This is a genomic window from Dysgonomonas reticulitermitis, assembly GCF_054601275.1.
In genome coordinates this window covers 1-16,237 of sequence record NZ_BAAHWU010000004.1, presented here as the reverse complement: position 1 = coordinate 16,237, position 16,237 = coordinate 1, and the positions used below count along the sequence as shown (strand labels likewise).

Below are 16,237 nucleotides of genomic sequence, written 5' to 3'. Positions count from 1 at the left end.
AACAGTAAACAGTAGTTAGTAGTTAGTAGTTAGTAGTTAGTAGTTAGTAGTCAGTAGTCAGTAGTCAGCAGTCATCAGTCAACAACTTGTACCTCGTATCTCGTCTACTCGTAACTTTTTAACTAAAATGTAACAAACTCCCATAGTACATGACAAAAAATATTTTACATACATTTAAAAGACTTATTATGTTGCCCTTACAGGGCACGGTTCCCTAGTCTGTCATCTCCCCGGGGTGTTACCCCGGGCTGGAATATATCAGGCTTTCAGCCTGTTTCTTTCCTTGATGCCCTGAAGGGGCTACATAATATAGCCCAATGGCAACGCCTTGGGTGGGAAAACGAAATCCCCTGAAACCGCGCCCTGTAAGGGCAATATAAGATTTTGTAATATTTTTTGTCATGTACTATGCAAACTCCACACTCAGTAGTCAACAGTAAACAGTAAACAGTCGGCCTTTTCGTCATTGCGAACGGAGTGAAGCAATCCAGAGTATTGACTATTAATGGATTGCTTCGGGTAAACCCTCGCAATGACGTGCGACAGTCATCAGTCAACAACTTGTACCTCGTATCTCGTCTACTCGTAACTTTTTAACTAAAAAGTAACAAACCTCTACAGTCAGTAGTCAGTAGTTAGTAGTCAGTAGTTAGTAGTGAGTGAACAGTCATCAGTCAACAGTCAACAACTCGTACCTCGTCTACTCGTATCTTTTTAACTAAAATGTAACAAACTTCTACAGTAAACTTGTACCTCGTATCTCGTCTACTCGTAACTTTTTTAACTAAAAAGTAACAAACTTCTACAGTAAACAGTAGTTAGTAGTCAGTAGCCAGTAGTAAGTAGTTAGTCATCAGTCATCAGTCAACAACTTGTACCTCGTATCTCGTCTACTCGTAACTTTTTAACTAAAAAGTAACAAACTCCACACTCAATTAGCCATTAGCTGTTAGCCGTTAGCTTATAGCCTTTGTCGCTTCGCGCCATTGTTGACTGTTACTGTCGCTTCGCGCCATTTGCTAATTTTCTCATTTTCTCATTTTCAAATTCGCTAATTTTCTCATTTTCAAATTACCACTATCTATAGATAAAACCAGCATAATAAGAGTAGTAAACATTTTGTCCACTTGATTTGTTTTAATTTTATCAACACACATCATTATGAAACCTTTTATAACAGCTACTCTATTCATGTTTTTATTGCTGGGTTGCAAGTCCGGCGATAATTTGTCAAAGGAAGAGGCTATCTCTTTGATGAACGAAAAAGTCGCATCATCCCGCTATGTCTTTGTTCCGCAGACGGCTATTCCTATGAGCGGACGATCGATAAGTTTGGATAATTCATATTCATTGAAGGTTTCAAAGGATACAATTGAATCATATCTTCCCTATTTTGGCAGGGCATACACAGCTCCAATATCTTCTTCTGATGGAGGAATAAAATTTGTCAGCACTGATTTTAACTATAATATTTCTGACAAAAAGAAAAGAATGTGGGATGTAACCATCGAAACGAAAGATGTTCCCGTTCGATATAAGTTATTGTTAAAAATAGGCGACTCGGGATACGGTACTTTGATAGTACAAGAAACGAATAGACAAAGCATTTCTTTTTATGGAAAGATTGAATAAATAATAATATTTCGTACTTTCAGCCGTTTTTTAAGCATAAAAGTCATATATTTGGAAAATTATTATTTATTTCGCGTCTTGAAAAAGGCACTGTTTTTTATTTAGTCTATTTTTATGCAAGTATCCTTCACTGCGGAGCAGATTGCTACAGTCTTAAAAGGTACAGTTGAAGGGGATCCTTCTATAAAGGTGAATAACTTTTCGCCTATAGAGGAAGGAAAACCCGGTACATTGACTTTTTTAGCGAACCCTAAATACATCCATCATATTTATACTACTAAAGCGAGTATTGTTTTAGTAAATGAGGATTTTAAGCCCGAACAGCCGGTTCAGGCGACTCTTATCCGTTGTGCTAACGCTTATGCCGCATTAGCCGTATTGATGGACATGGTAGAAAAAGCAAAACCCCAAAAGGTTGGCATAGAGCCAATGTCGTATATCGCAGACAGTGCATCTGTCGGTACAGATGTATATATTGGGGGATTCGCTTATATCGCGGATAACGCGCAAGTAGGAAATAATGTGAAAATATATCCTCAGTCGTATATCGGAGATGATGTGAAGATTGGCGATAACACTACTATATATCCGGGTGTGAAAATATACTCGGGATGCGTCGTTGGTAGTAACTGTATTATACATGCCGGGGCTGTTATTGGCAGCGATGGCTTTGGTTTTGCTCCTGAAAATGGAGTGTATAAGAAAATCCCCCAAATGGGAATAGTCATTATAGAGGATGATGTTGAAATAGGCGCCAATACTACTATTGACCGCGCCGTTATGGATGCTACCATTATTCGCAAGGGGGTGAAGTTGGATAATCTTATCCAAATAGCTCACAATGTTGAAGTTGGGGAAAATACCGTGATGGCGGCTCAGGTGGGTGTGTCAGGATCTACCAAAATAGGTAAGCATTGCATGTTTGGAGGCCAGGTAGGTTTGGGAGGCCATATTACCATTGGCGATAATGCTAATATTGGAGCCCAATCAGGGATAATAAGCAATATAAAACCAAATGCCCAAATATTAGGTGCGCCTGCGATTCCTGTAAAGGATTTTTTCAAATCGAGTATTATATTTCCTAAATTGCCGGAAATGTACCGCCAGATAGCACAGTTACAAAAAGAAATAGACGCTTTGAAATCTAATAAACAATAATTAATACATTATAAAACAGAAATGAGTAAACAGCACACTCTTAAAAGCAGCTTTACATTGCAAGGAAAGGGCTTACATACCGGATTGCCGATAACAATAACATTTAATCCGGCTCCTGATAATTTTGGATATAAAGTTAAGAGAGTCGATCTTGAAAACCAGCCTGTAATAGATGCTTTCGCCGAAAATGTGGGTAATACTCAACGTGGAACAGTATTGATTAAGGATAATGTGTACGTAAGCACTATAGAACATGCGATGGCAGCCCTTTATGCATTGAGGGTGGATAATTGCCTGATAGAAGTAGACGCGCCCGAATTTCCTATACTGGACGGCAGTTCGAGTAAGTATGTCGAGGCTATAAATGAAGTTGGACTGGAAGAACAATCAGACGATAGGGATTATTTTGTAGTACGTCATAAGATGGAAGTCGTAGACGAAGAAACAGGTTCAAAGCTGACTCTTCTTCCCGATGACCGTTTTTGTATAAATTCGTTTATCGAATTTGAATCGAAATATATTCCGAACCAATCGGCTTCGTTAGAACACTTGAATGATTTTGTTAAAGAAATAGCCGGCTCCCGTACATTTGTTTTTGTTCGGGAAATACAAAAATTACGTGAAGCAGGTTTGATAAAAGGAGGAGATTTGGATAATGCTATTGTAATTTATGAACGTCAGATATCGCAACAAGAATTAGATAGCCTTGCCGATTTATTGGGCGTTCCTCATAAGGATGCTACAGAATTGGGATATTTAAATAATCGTCAGATTACATACCCTAATGAGCCGGCTCGTCATAAGCTCCTTGATGTCATCGGAGATATGGCGTTAGTAGGAAAACCTATAAAAGGGCGTATTATCGCTACACGTCCGGGACACAAGATTAATAACAAGTTAGCACGCCTTATCCGTAAGGAAATAAGACAAAATGAAGTGCCGGCTCCAATATACGACCCCAATAAAGAGTCTGTTTTTGATATTAATCGTATCAAAGAATTGCTTCCTCACAGATATCCTTTCCTGATGGTAGATAAAGTGATAGAAGTGGGACAGAAACATATTATAGGTGTGAAGAATATCACTATGAATGAGCCGTATTTTCAGGGTCACTTTCCTCAAGAGCCTGTTATGCCGGGCGTATTGCAGGTGGAAGCAATGGCTCAGGTAGGGGGGATACTTATATTATCACAGATAGAAGACCCTGCAAGATATTCTACCTATTTTCTTAAAATAGATAATGTTAAATTCAGGAACAAGGTAGTTCCCGGCGATACCCTCTTATTCAGGTTAAATCTTATATCGGAGATACGTAGAGGAATAGCCAATATGAAAGGTTATGCTTTTATTGGCGATAGGCTTGTTTCCGAAGCTGAATTTACCGCTCAAATTGTGAAAAATAAATAATTATACTTATGTCAAGTATTTCTAATCAGGCATATATACATCCTGAAGCAAAGATTGGAGAGAATGTTACTGTAGAGCCATTTGCTTTTATCGACCAAAATGTAGAGATCGGAGAGGGGACTGTGATTATGTCAGGAGCTAATATTAGATCAGGTTCCCGTATCGGAAAAAATTGTAAAATATTTACGGGGGCTGTTATAGCTGGAATACCTCAGGATCTTAAATTCAGAGGAGAAGACAGTTTAGCTATTATAGGCGATAACACTATGATTAGAGAATGTGTTACTGTAAACAGAGGGACAGCTTCGAAGGGGTGTACAGTTGTTGGTAAAAATTGTTTATTGATGGCCTATAGCCATATAGCCCATGATTGTATCCTTAGCGATTCTGTCATAATAGGAAATGCAACCCAATTGGCAGGAGAAGTAGAGGTCGATCACCATGCTATTTTAAGTGGGGGCACTCTTGTTCATCAGTTTTCCCGGATTGGGGCGCATGTTATGATTCAGGGCGGAACCCGGTTAGGTAAAGATATTCCCCCGTATGTTATAGCGGGTCGTGAACCGGTTTGTTACTCGGGACTCAATCTTGTGGGGCTTCGCAGGAGCGGATTCTCAAACGAGAAAATCAACGAGATACAGGAAATTTATAGAACTATCTATCAGGCCGGATTTAATTTTTCCGACGCAGTCAATAAAATTGAGAAAGAATTTGAGGAAACACCGGAGATGAGGTTGATAGTGGACTTTATAAAAAGTTCGCCACGGGGAATAGTTCGAGGCTATATGGGATGATAATATCTCTGACTATGGAAAATATATAATCCATTTAGATATCTAAATGGATTTTTTATTTGTACCTTTGCACCCTCAAATAATTTATATGCAAAATATCAGAAATATTGCGATAATCGCCCACGTCGATCATGGTAAGACGACCCTTGTAGATAAGCTACTTCTTGCCGGACAACTTTTCAGAGATAATCAGACATCAGGAGAACTTATACTTGACAATAATGACCTCGAACGCGAACGGGGTATAACAATCCTTTCAAAGAATGTTTCGATTAATTATAAAGGAACCAAAATAAATATTATAGATACTCCCGGGCATGCCGATTTTGGCGGGGAAGTAGAGCGGGTACTCAATATGGCTGATGGCTGTTTGCTGTTGGTAGACGCATTTGAAGGTCCTATGCCCCAGACTCGTTTTGTCCTTCAGAAGGCTATTCAGATAGGGCTGAAACCGATTGTTGTTATCAATAAAGTAGATAAGCCAAACTGTCGTCCCGACGAAGTCCATGAAATGGTTTTCGACCTGATGTTCAGTCTGGACGCAACAGAGGAACAGCTTGATTTTCCAACTATTTACGGTTCGGCCAAACAAGGATGGATGTCTGAAGATTGGAGTAAGCCCACAGAGAATATATCTGCATTATTAGACGCTATTGTAAAATATATCCCGGCTCCTGAAATATTGGAAGGAACACCCCAGATGTTGATAACATCTCTCGATTATTCTAAATATGTAGGACGTATAGCTGTGGGACGTGTACATCGCGGGTCGCTGAGAGAAAATATGGATGTGTCTCTTTGTAAGCGGGATGGATCTATTGTGAAAACTAGAATAAAAGAATTAAATACATTTGAGGGATTGGGACGTACAAAAGTATCGAGTGTCGAATGCGGCGATATTTGTGCCCTTATCGGTATCGAGGGTTTTGAAATTGGAGATTCGATAGCGGATATAGAAAATCCTGAATCGTTACCGACAATAGATATTGATGAACCTACAATGTCGATGTTATTTACAATCAACGACTCTCCGTTTTTTGGTAAAGATGGTAAGTATGTGACTTCCCGTCATATTCACGATCGTTTAATGAGAGAATTGGACCGTAACCTTGCATTACGGGTCGAACCGACAGAGGGTTCCGATTCCTGGATCGTTTACGGTAGGGGTATTCTTCATTTATCTATCTTAATTGAAACGATGCGCCGTGAGGGTTATGAGCTGCAAGTAGGTCAGCCCAAGGTGATCATAAAGAATATAGATGGCGTGAAATATGAGCCTGTTGAACAATTGACTATTAACCTTCCGGAGGAGTATTCCAGTAAAATTATAGATTTAGTTACACGTCGCCGTGGAGAACTGACGATGATGGGAAGTAAGAAAGATCGTGTTTATCTGGAGTTTACCATTCCTTCGAGAGGTATTATAGGATTGAATAATACTGCTCTTACCTTGTCGGCGGGAGAGGCTGTAATAGCTCACCGGTTCTTGGAATTTCAGCCGTGGAAAGGAGATATAGATAAAAGATCGAATGGGTCTATTATTGCCAGCGAATCGGGAAATGCATATGCGTATGCTTTAGATAAGCTGCAAGACAGAGGGCATTTTTTTGTGGAACCTCAGACCGATATATATATGGGGCAGATAGTTGGAGAAAGTAATAAAGAAGGCGATTTAGTCGTAAATCTGACAAAATCGAAGAAACTGACAAATGTCCGGGCCTCAGGAACCGATGATAAGGCAAAGTTAGCTCCGGCTATAATATTCAGTCTCGAGGATGCTCTCGAATACATCAAAGATGATGAATATGTTGAGGTAACTCCAAATGCCATACGTCTGCGTAAAATCTATCTGGATGAAAATGATAGAAAAAGAATGACCAAGAAAGCTTAGGCTTATTTCTCTCTATTCTTCATAAATTGTCTATTTCGGATACTTGTTATATTCCGAACGATATTCGCTCGGTGTTTTTCCGGTATATTGTTTAAATATTCTGTTGAAATATGATATGTTGTCTATCGATAATTCAAAGGCAATTTCCCTGATTGGAGTATCGGTAGTAAGAAGAAGCAATTGTGCTTTCTCTATTCTTTTCAGGTTGATGTATTTAAGCGGGGTATATCCCATCTCGTCGCGAAATAAACGAATAAAATGGTCTTCCGAAAGGCAAGCTATATCAGACAGGTTCGATACTGATATATCCTTGTCTATATTTTCATGAATATATTGCAAGCCTTTACTTATACGGGCATCTCTATCGCTTGTTTTAATCGTGGCCGCTTCCAGAAATTTCGACATAAGTTGGTATAGTATACCTTGGGTCTCTATTGAAGAATGCATTGACACTCGGTTGTTATCTGCGATATATTGCGAAAATGTAGGCGGATTATCATATAATTTAGGATCGTAATGTCTTAAGTGCCGGTCTGGATTTATATATAACAATCGTTCGGTCAATAATGAATCCAGAACGCTGGCTTTTATTTCGATGGGAAATTCATAAATATCAAATATTGATTCTTTATATAAGGCTTTTTCAAAAAAATGAATGTAGTATAAAGAAAAATAACTATCGCATTCGTCATCATGCAGGGTGAAAGGTGGGGTCAAATATAGGTGCCCGGGCTGCAAAGGGTATATTTTTCCTCCGATTCGTGTTCTTGCTTTCCCGCTTTCAACATAATATATTCGTGCAAACGGACTGTATATTCCCTTCCAATTCCAATTCGCGTTTAATTCCGAATGGCCTACATTGAGCAGTATCAGGTCTGGCTTTCCGTACATATCAGAACGTCGCTTTTATATTATGTTTTTAATATGTAAATGTACTAATTTATAGTAAATAGTGGAATATTATTTAACTATAATATCGAAAAAGTGTTATCGGTTCATCGGTATAGTGAAAGTAATTGTTGTCTTTTAGGTGTATGTTTGTTACACCTGAATCAATATCGTGTAAACCATGAAAAAATTACTGCTATTGACTGTGCTTTTGCACATTCTTATCCCTACTTTAATTAAAGGGCAAACTTCTAGTAGAGAAATTGAATCATTTAGGGATCATAAATTTGGTTTGTTTATCCATTGGGGGTTGTATTCACAGACTGCTGGGGAATGGAAGGGAAAACCTTCGAGGGGTGGCGAGCACTTTATGTTATACGAACGAATACCGCTCAAAGAATATGCTAAGATAGCCGATGGTTTCAATCCTGTAAATTTTAATGCCAGAGAGTGGGTGGCAGCAGCAAAGCGAGCCGGAATGAAGTATGTTGTATATACAACCAAGCATCACGATGGCTTTGCTATGTATGATTCGAAGTGTAGCGACTATAATATCGTAAAGAAAACTCCATATGGGAAAGATCCTTTGAAAGAATTGGCTCAAGCTTGTCGTGAAGGAGGTTTGAAATTGGGGTTGTATTACTCCCTTGGGCGTGATTGGGAAGATCCGGACGTGCCCACTAATTGGCCGGAAAAAGCCGGGCGAAGTAATACTTGGGATTATTCTAATGAAGATGCTAAAGTTTTATCACGATATATAGAACGAAAAGTAAAGCCCCAACTCAAAGAGTTGTTGACAGAATACGGTGATATTGCCATGATGTGGTTCGATACACCAGAGCTGGTGACGAAGCAGCAAAGTCAAGAGTTGAGGAGATTGATCAATTCGATACAGCCCAATTGCATTATAAATAATCGCATCGGTAATGGTATAGGGGATTATGCCATTGTTGAACAACGACTAATGGATAAGATAGATAATCGTGCGTGGGAAGCCTGTATTACTATGGGACGAAATTGGGGATACAACAAATTCGATACCATATATAAAGCACCCGAGGAGCTGATCCGCCATTTAGCAGATATTGTAAGTAAAGGTGGAAATCTGTTGCTGAATATTGGGCCAACCGGAAAAGGAGATTTTCCTAAACTGACAAAACCCGGGCTGGAAGCATATCATAAATGGCTGAAAGCAAATGGAGAGGCTATTTATGGAACAAGACCTTGGACTGTATTCGGTGAAAATTTATACGGCTTATCAAACGAAGCGGTTAAGACAGATTTTCATGATGCTGAGTTCGATGGAACTCCTAAAGATCGGATAGCCGACTTTCGGTTTACTTCTAAAAGCAAAGTAATATACGCAATAGCGCGCGATGTAACCGAGAAAAACTATAGAATCAAATCCATAAATAAAGAATATAAAGTAAAAGGGGTCAGGCTGCTTGAAAATGGTAAAGCAGTAAAATGGTCGCAGACAGATCAAGGATTGAATATACAATTTAATTGGGTTGGTAAAACGCAATATCCTATTTATGTACTGAAAGTAGAACTAGAATAAAAATAATTAACTGTTTAAATCTAAAATATCATGACTAGAAAAAGATTTCAAGGCGAATGGCCTAAAATTGGTATCCGTCCCACTATCGACGGACGTATGGGTGGGGTGCGTGAATCACTCGAAAGTCAAACAATGAACATGGCAAAGAGTGTGGTTGATCTATTGACTTCGACTCTGAAATATCCTGACGGGACGCCTGTTCAGTGTGTTGTTGCCGACTCTACTATCGGCCGTGTAGCCGAGAGCGCCGCTTGTGCGGAAAAATTCCGTAAGGAAGGCGTTGGTGTAACTATTACCGTGACTCCATGTTGGTGCTATGGTAGCGAAACGATGGATATGGAGCCTCATACCGTGAAGGCTGTTTGGGGATTCAACGGGACAGAACGTCCGGGAGCTGTTTATTTAGCAGCTGTTCTTGCCGGTCATGCTCAAAAAGGATTGCCCGCTTTTGGTATCTATGGACATGATGTGCAAGATGCAGGGACAACAGAAATTCCTTGCGATGTGAAAGAAAAGCTACTTCGCTTTGCTAAAGCCGGATTGGCGGTTGCGACAATGAGAGGCAAATCTTATCTCTCTATCGGCGCCGTATGTATGGGTATCGCCGGCTCTATCGTAAACACAGATTTCTTTGAAGACTATCTGGGAATGCGTTGTGAAGGCGTAGATGAAGTGGAAATCATTCGCCGCATGACAGAAGGCATTTACGATAAAGAAGAGTTTGAAAAAGCTTTGGCCTGGGCAAAAGCTAATTGCAAAGAAAACGAAGATATATGCAATAGGCAAGACCTTCAGAAGAACCGCGAAGGAAAAGACCGCGATTGGGAGTTCGTTGTAAAAATGGCTCTTATTATGCGCGACTTGATGGTCGGCAACCCGAAACTGAAAGAAATGGGATTCGGTGAAGAGGCTCTAGGACACAATGCTATCGCGGGAGGCTTCCAGGGACAACGCCAATGGACAGACTTTTATCCTAACGGAGACTTTGCCGAGGCTATATTGAACTCTTCGTTCGACTGGACAGGTATCCGTGCACCTTATGTTCTGGCAACAGAAAACGATGCTCTCAATGGTACTGCCATGTTGTTCGGTTATTTATTAACAAATACCTCTCAGATATTTGCTGATGTACGTACCTATTGGAGCCCTTCGGCTGTAGAACGTGTAACCGGTAAGAAACTTGAGGGGCAGGCGGCAAATGGAATTATCCACCTTATCAATTCAGGCGCGGCTACACTCGATGGTTCGGCGCAACAAAAAGGTAAGGATGGCAAGCCGGCGATGAAACCTTTCTGGGATATTAGCGAAGCGGAAGCTAAAGCTTGCCTGGATGCTACAAGATGGGTTCCTGCCAACCGTGAATATTTCCGTGGAGGTGGCTTTTCCTCTAAATTCCTTACCCGTGGAGGAATGCCATGTACAATGGTACGCCTGAATCTGGTAAAAGGCTTAGGGCCTGTGCTTCAAATAGCAGAAGGTTGGTCTGTGGAACTCGATCCGGCTGTTCACAAAATACTGGACGACCGCACAGATAAAGGCTGGCCTACAACATGGTTTGCGCCTCGCCTTACAGACGATCCTAACTTTAAGGATGTATATTCGGTGATGAACAATTGGGGAGCAAATCACGGTTCAATAAGCTTTGGCCATATTGGGGCTGACCTTATCACATTAGCCTCTATGCTTCGTATACCGGTTTGTATGCACAATGTAAATGAAGACGACATCTATCGTCCTGCCGCATGGGCTGCCTTCGGTATGGATAAAGAAGGCGCTGATTACCGTGCGTGTCAGACTTATGGGCCTCTTTATAAATAAAACTATATCTTACAGTAGCGGCTTTTAGTCGCTGCTGTATTTGATTTTACTAACCAGCAAAAATTAAACCATGATAAATAGATTTGTTCTGAACGAGGTGTCTTACTTTGGCCCGGGAGCACGACAAGTATTACCGGATGAAATTAAGAGAATAGGGTTGGGTAAAGCTCTTGTCGTGACAGATAAGGACTTGATAAAGTTTGGTGTGGCAGATAAAGTTCTTTCTATACTTGATGCCGCGAATATTCCGTATGATATATTCAGCGAAATCAAACAAAACCCCACAGTAAAGAATGTAAAAGACGGCTTGGCGGCTTATGCTGCATCCGGCGCAGATTTTATCATAGCTATCGGTGGCGGTTCGTCTATCGATACAGCTAAGGCGATTGGGATTATCTCCAACAATTCCGAATTTAGCGATGTTGTATCTTTGGAAGGTGTGGCTCCTACCAAAAAGAAATCCGTTCCTGTTATTGCACTGCCAACCACAGCCGGTACAGCAGCCGAAGTAACGATCAACTACGTGATAACAGATGAGGTAAATCAGAAGAAGATGGTATGTGTCGATCCTAATGATATTCCTATTGTCGCGATCGTAGATGCCGAGTTGATGTACACGTTACCTAAAAGCCTTACCGCGGCTACAGGTATGGATGCTTTGACTCATGCTATAGAGGGATTGATTACGAAGGGAGCATGGGAAATGAGCGATATGTTTGAGATAAAGGCCATTGAAATGATTAATCGCTATCTGGTAACTGCCACATTCGAGCCAAATAACGCGGAAGCTCGTAATGGCATGGCTGTTGCTCAGTATATCGCAGGTATGGCATTCTCCAATGTTGGATTAGGTCTTGTTCACGGTATGGCTCATCCGTTGGGCGCTATTTTCGATATACCCCACGGTGTTGCGAATGCGATGCTACTTCCTACTGTTATGGAATATAACGCTCCTGCCGCTATCGACAAATATGTGATTATAGCTAAGGCTATGGATGTATATCAATCAGGTAAGACTAAGGAAGAAAACGCGCGATTAGCAATCAAAGCAGTGAAAGATTTAGCCGTAAAGGTAGGTATACCGGAGCATCTAAACGAATTTGGTATCACAGAAAAAGATTTAGACAAGCTGTCCGAAGCTGCTATAAATGATGTGTGCACACCGGGTAATCCAAGAGAAATAACAAAAGACACTATTATAGAATTATATAAAAAAGTATTATGATAACTCAGGAACAGATAGATAAATTTATAGAGCAAGCTCATCGTGTAGGAAAAGAACGGTTACAACTTTGCAGTAGCGGCAACCTGTCTTGGCGGGTGGAGGATAATGTAGCCCTTGTGTCAGGCACAGGTTCGTGGCTACCTCGTTTGGCAAAGGAAAACGTCGCAATTTGTGATATTTCTACGGGGATGCGTATCGATGGCCCGAAACCTTCGATGGAGAGTGTATTTCATCTGGGCGTTTTGCGTCAACGCAAAGACATGAATGTTGTACTTCATTTTCAGTCGGAGTTTGCTACGATTGTCTCTTGTATGAAAAATAAGCCTGAAAACTTTAATGTAGTTGCCGAAGTGCCTTGTTATTGCGGAAAAGAGATTCCTGTTATTCCTTATTATCGTCCGGGATCGAAAGAATTAGCCGGGGCTGTAACAGAAGCGCTGACCGATCATGATTGCATTTTGATGAGCAAACATGGACAGGCTGTATGTGGAAAAGATTTTGACGACGCTTTCCAAAAAGCTGTATTTTTCGAATTGGCATGCAGCATCATTGTCCGGGCAGGCGAAGGAAATTATTTAACTCTGACGGAAGATGAAATTCGCGATTTGGAGGTCTATGTATTAGGAAAAACCGCAAAATAAGCGCTATGGCCTATTTAGCTTTGGATCTTGGAGCCGGAAGCGGACGCGCTATTGTCGGAACAATAGAAGACGGTCGTATCCGTTTGGATGAAGTTCATCGTTTCAATAACGAGCCTGTGAAGCTCGGCGATACATTGTATTGGGATTTCTTGTCTCTATTCCGGAATATTAAAGAAGGTATACATCAGGCTATAAACAAAGGATACGATTTGCGGGGTATTGCTGTCGATACATGGGGTGTAGATTTTGGATTGATAGATAAAAAAGGACGGCTGATATCTAATCCTGTCTGCTATCGCGATAGCCGTACACAGGGTATGATGGGTAAAGCGACATCCAGGATTTCGAAGGAAAAGCTATATACTATTACTGGAATCCAACAGATGGAAATTAATTCTGTTTTTCAACTGTTAAGCCTCGAAAAAGATGATGATTTGACTTTACTTGTCGCTGATAAGCTATTGTTTATACCCGATTTGATTAATTATTATCTCACCGGAAAAGTATATAATGAATATACAATAGCTTCTACATCTCAATTGCTGAATGCTAAAATAAGGGATTGGGAACTTGATTTATTCGATCAGTTGGAACTCCCCTCTCATCTGGTGAGCGACATTGTACATCCGTGCTCTGTAATAGGAAAACTAAAAAGAGAGTTTGCCGGGGAAGCAGGAACTTCTGAAATCCCTGTGTTTGCTGTAGGTTCACACGATACGGCAAGTGCTATTGCTGCTATCCCGTCAGTAGGAAGCGAATGGGCTTTCCTGAGTTCCGGAACATGGTCGCTGTTGGGTATACAGGCCGAAGAACCTATTCTTACGTCCGAAGCAATGATAAATGATTTCACGAATGAAGGCGGAGTTGACAACAAGATACTGTTTATGCGTAATATCACAGGGTTGTGGTTGCTGCAACGACTGATTGCCGAATGGGAAAGAGGAGATGAAGATTGTTCTTACGATCATCTATTATCGGAATGTTCAAAGAGTGAACCGTTCGGAAGCGTTGTAAATACCGATGATCCGGCATTTACCCATCCGGTATCCATGTCGAGAGCTATTCAGGAATATTGTAATAAAACAGGTCAGTTATTGCCTGAAACAAAAGGAGAACTGGTGCGATGCGTGCTCGAATCGTTAGCTTTGAAATATCATTTCGTAATGAAAAAATTAGAGGCATGTTCCGGTCGGAGTATTAAGCATTTAGCAGTTGTAGGAGGTGGAAGTCAAAACGAATTGTTGAATCAGTATATCGCTGATGCTTTGGGAGTTGAGGTTGTTGTCGGTATGACCGAGGCTACGGCGATAGGAAATATTCTGCAACAAGCTGTAACCGATAAAGCAATAACAAATTTGGAGGAAGGTCATCTCATTGTGAAAAATAGTTTTAACTTTAGAAGTTATTATCCCGGAAGTAATTTAGAGTGGAAAGCTTTTGCATCTAAAGTGAGCCACTTGTTTAAATGATAAAACGAATCTAATACCAAAATGAACGACAAAACGAAAAAATCTTTATTTAAAGGAAGTCAGGGGCAAAATTATCTGTTCCCTTTTATCCTTATAACGAGCCTGTTCTTTATGTGGGGATTTGCCCACAGTTTGCTCGATGTGCTGAATAAACACTTTCAGGATGCTTTACACTTGACCAAAGCGCAATCCGGGGTTATACAAATGTCTGCATATGGCGCTTATTTCCTTATGGCGCTTCCCGCAGGGTATATTGCCCGCCGGTTTGGGTATAAGACCGGTATTATCGTGGGGCTTATCCTGTTTGCCACAGGAGCTTTCTGGTTTGTGCCGGCAGTGGGTATTAATGCCTTTTGGGCTTTTTTGCTAGGCTTGCTTATCTTATTCGCGGGATTAACTTGTCTCGAAACTGTTGCAAATCCTTATACGATAGTGCTGGGTTCACCCGAAACTTCGGCCAGCCGTATCAATTTAGCTCAGACATTTAATGCGCTTGGTTGGGTGTTGGGCCCCATTGTCGGTTCGCTTCTAATATTCAAGAATGAATCGGGTAAATCGATATTTGAACTATTTGGAGAGGCTGTTTCCAAGGTCTTTTTAGGAGCCGGAGAGGTTGTACGGGGAGTTGCTGAAACAATAAAAGGGCATACGACCGATAATTCTGTCCTTATACCCCCTTACGTGGGATTAGGTATATTGGTTCTGTTGGTATTGATATTGTTCCTGTTTACAAGATTGCCGGAAATAAGTCCGGAGGAAGATGGTAATACCACTTTAAACGGAGATAGTAAACCATTGATAAAACAAAAGCATTTTGTATTTGCCGTCCTTGCCCAATTTTTATATGTAGCTGCTCAGACAGGCATAGGCAGTTTCTTTATCAACTATACTGTTGAGGTAAAAGAATTACAGTTGAATGAGCTTCAGGGAGGTTTATTACTGGGAATCGGAGGAATGGGCTTGTTTGCTGTCGGGCGGCTTACAGGAAGTATTCTTATGCAAAAAGTTAAGCCCGGAATGCTCTTGGGTACTTTTGCGGCGATTAATACACTTCTGATGCTTTTTGTAACAATGAACCATAACCGATTTGGTGTAATTGCTTTGATCGCGTCTTACCTGTTTATGTCGATCATGTTCCCATCCATTTTTGCTCTTGGAGTCAGGGGATTAGGAGATAAAACAAAAACAGCGGCGTCTATATTAGTCCTTATGGTTGTGGGCGGGGCAATAGCTCCGTGGCTGATGGGGCATATAGGTGCTGTAAGTATGAATGTAGGCTTTGTTATACCTCTGCTTTGTTTCCTTTATATCTCATTCTTTGGTTATGTAGGAAGCCGGGTAAAACCTTGATTTCACTATAGTATTATGAATAATGCCAATCAGCAGTTAATGCTATTCCTGTTGGATGAAAACGTTCGATTATCTTGAGCAGATAAACGTCTATTGCTTATATTCTCAACATATGCTCATCACTGCCGCGCCCTATCGGGCTTGCCCTTACTTTTGGCATTGCCCAAAAGTAAGCAAAAAGCTAGCGCTTCGTCCCTCGGCGACCCACAATCGGTTTGCCGGCTGAAAGGGACGAACGGGCTATCGCCCCGTCCCTTTCTACGCCGCCTGCACCGTGTGGGTGCCCCCAATGTCATTAAGTTAAGGATTTATAGTATTGATTATTAGGCGTATTCGCTTTGATTTGTGATATATTTTTATTATATTTAAGTAGTAATTAACAAGTTATTATAATGCAAAAAAA

General features: G+C 40.8%; 14 protein-coding genes. 12 read left to right on the top strand and 2 right to left on the bottom strand.

Annotation, left to right across the window (positions count from 1 at the left end):
- Window positions 1-238 precede the first annotated feature (238 nt).
- The gene (locus ACYPZI_RS03115) at window positions 239-403 is read right to left on the bottom strand and encodes a hypothetical protein (RefSeq protein WP_459598102.1); all 165 of its coding nucleotides are present in this window, start codon (window positions 401-403) and stop codon (window positions 239-241) included.
- Window positions 404-1,161: 758 nt separating this feature from the next.
- Here ACYPZI_RS03115 and ACYPZI_RS03110 point away from each other — a divergent pair.
- From ACYPZI_RS03110 to typA, 5 genes are all read left to right on the top strand, one after another.
- Complete coding sequence (locus tag ACYPZI_RS03110) at window positions 1,162-1,632, top strand: DUF4251 domain-containing protein (RefSeq protein WP_459598501.1); 471 nt, start codon at window positions 1,162-1,164, stop codon at window positions 1,630-1,632.
- 114 nt (window positions 1,633-1,746) lie between these two features.
- On the top strand, window positions 1,747-2,790 hold the full coding sequence (gene lpxD / locus ACYPZI_RS03105; RefSeq protein WP_459598499.1) for a UDP-3-O-(3-hydroxymyristoyl)glucosamine N-acyltransferase: 1,044 nt from the start codon (window positions 1,747-1,749) through the stop codon (window positions 2,788-2,790).
- A gap of 21 nt (window positions 2,791-2,811) precedes the next feature.
- Window positions 2,812-4,197: a bifunctional UDP-3-O-[3-hydroxymyristoyl] N-acetylglucosamine deacetylase/3-hydroxyacyl-ACP dehydratase gene (locus tag ACYPZI_RS03100; protein ID WP_459598497.1), complete on the top strand. Its 1,386-nt coding sequence runs from the start codon at window positions 2,812-2,814 to the stop codon at window positions 4,195-4,197.
- 8 nt (window positions 4,198-4,205) lie between these two features.
- Window positions 4,206-4,991 carry an acyl-ACP--UDP-N-acetylglucosamine O-acyltransferase gene (gene lpxA, locus ACYPZI_RS03095; protein ID WP_459598495.1) on the top strand — a complete coding sequence of 262 codons (786 nt, stop codon included), beginning with the start codon at window positions 4,206-4,208 and terminating at the stop codon, window positions 4,989-4,991.
- Window positions 4,992-5,079: 88 nt separating this feature from the next.
- On the top strand, window positions 5,080-6,882 hold the full coding sequence (gene typA / locus ACYPZI_RS03090; protein ID WP_459598493.1) for a translational GTPase TypA: 1,803 nt from the start codon (window positions 5,080-5,082) through the stop codon (window positions 6,880-6,882).
- Window positions 6,883-6,912: 30 nt separating this feature from the next.
- On the opposite strand, the gene ACYPZI_RS03085 is transcribed toward typA, so the two are convergent.
- The gene (locus ACYPZI_RS03085) at window positions 6,913-7,773 is read right to left on the bottom strand and encodes a helix-turn-helix domain-containing protein (protein WP_459598491.1); all 861 of its coding nucleotides are present in this window, start codon (window positions 7,771-7,773) and stop codon (window positions 6,913-6,915) included.
- Between the two features lie 178 nt (window positions 7,774-7,951).
- Here ACYPZI_RS03085 and ACYPZI_RS03080 point away from each other — a divergent pair, with 178 nt between their 5' ends.
- The 7 genes from ACYPZI_RS03080 to ACYPZI_RS03050 all read left to right on the top strand — a co-directional run bounded on the left by ACYPZI_RS03080 (window position 7,952) and on the right by ACYPZI_RS03050 (window position 16,161).
- A complete protein-coding gene (locus ACYPZI_RS03080) occupies window positions 7,952-9,331 on the top strand; it encodes an alpha-L-fucosidase (protein ID WP_459598489.1) in 1,380 nt (459 codons plus the stop codon).
- Between the two features lie 30 nt (window positions 9,332-9,361).
- Window positions 9,362-11,149: an L-fucose isomerase gene (locus ACYPZI_RS03075; RefSeq protein WP_459598487.1), complete on the top strand. Its 1,788-nt coding sequence runs from the start codon at window positions 9,362-9,364 to the stop codon at window positions 11,147-11,149.
- Window positions 11,150-11,219: 70 nt separating this feature from the next.
- Window positions 11,220-12,374, top strand: coding sequence for a lactaldehyde reductase (gene fucO, locus ACYPZI_RS03070; RefSeq protein WP_459598485.1), 1,155 nt, complete (start codon window positions 11,220-11,222; stop codon window positions 12,372-12,374).
- Complete coding sequence (locus ACYPZI_RS03065) at window positions 12,371-13,015, top strand: class II aldolase/adducin family protein (RefSeq protein WP_459598483.1); 645 nt, start codon at window positions 12,371-12,373, stop codon at window positions 13,013-13,015. Before fucO ends, ACYPZI_RS03065 begins: the two co-directional genes overlap by 4 nt.
- Before the next feature lie 5 nt (window positions 13,016-13,020).
- A complete protein-coding gene (locus tag ACYPZI_RS03060; protein ID WP_459598481.1) occupies window positions 13,021-14,484 on the top strand; it encodes a rhamnulokinase in 1,464 nt (487 codons plus the stop codon).
- A 21-nt stretch (window positions 14,485-14,505) separates the two neighbouring features.
- Complete coding sequence (gene fucP, locus ACYPZI_RS03055) at window positions 14,506-15,834, top strand: L-fucose:H+ symporter permease (protein WP_459598479.1); 1,329 nt, start codon at window positions 14,506-14,508, stop codon at window positions 15,832-15,834.
- Window positions 15,835-15,927: 93 nt separating this feature from the next.
- Window positions 15,928-16,161: a hypothetical protein gene (locus tag ACYPZI_RS03050; protein ID WP_459598477.1), complete on the top strand. Its 234-nt coding sequence runs from the start codon at window positions 15,928-15,930 to the stop codon at window positions 16,159-16,161.
- Window positions 16,162-16,237 lie beyond the last annotated feature (76 nt).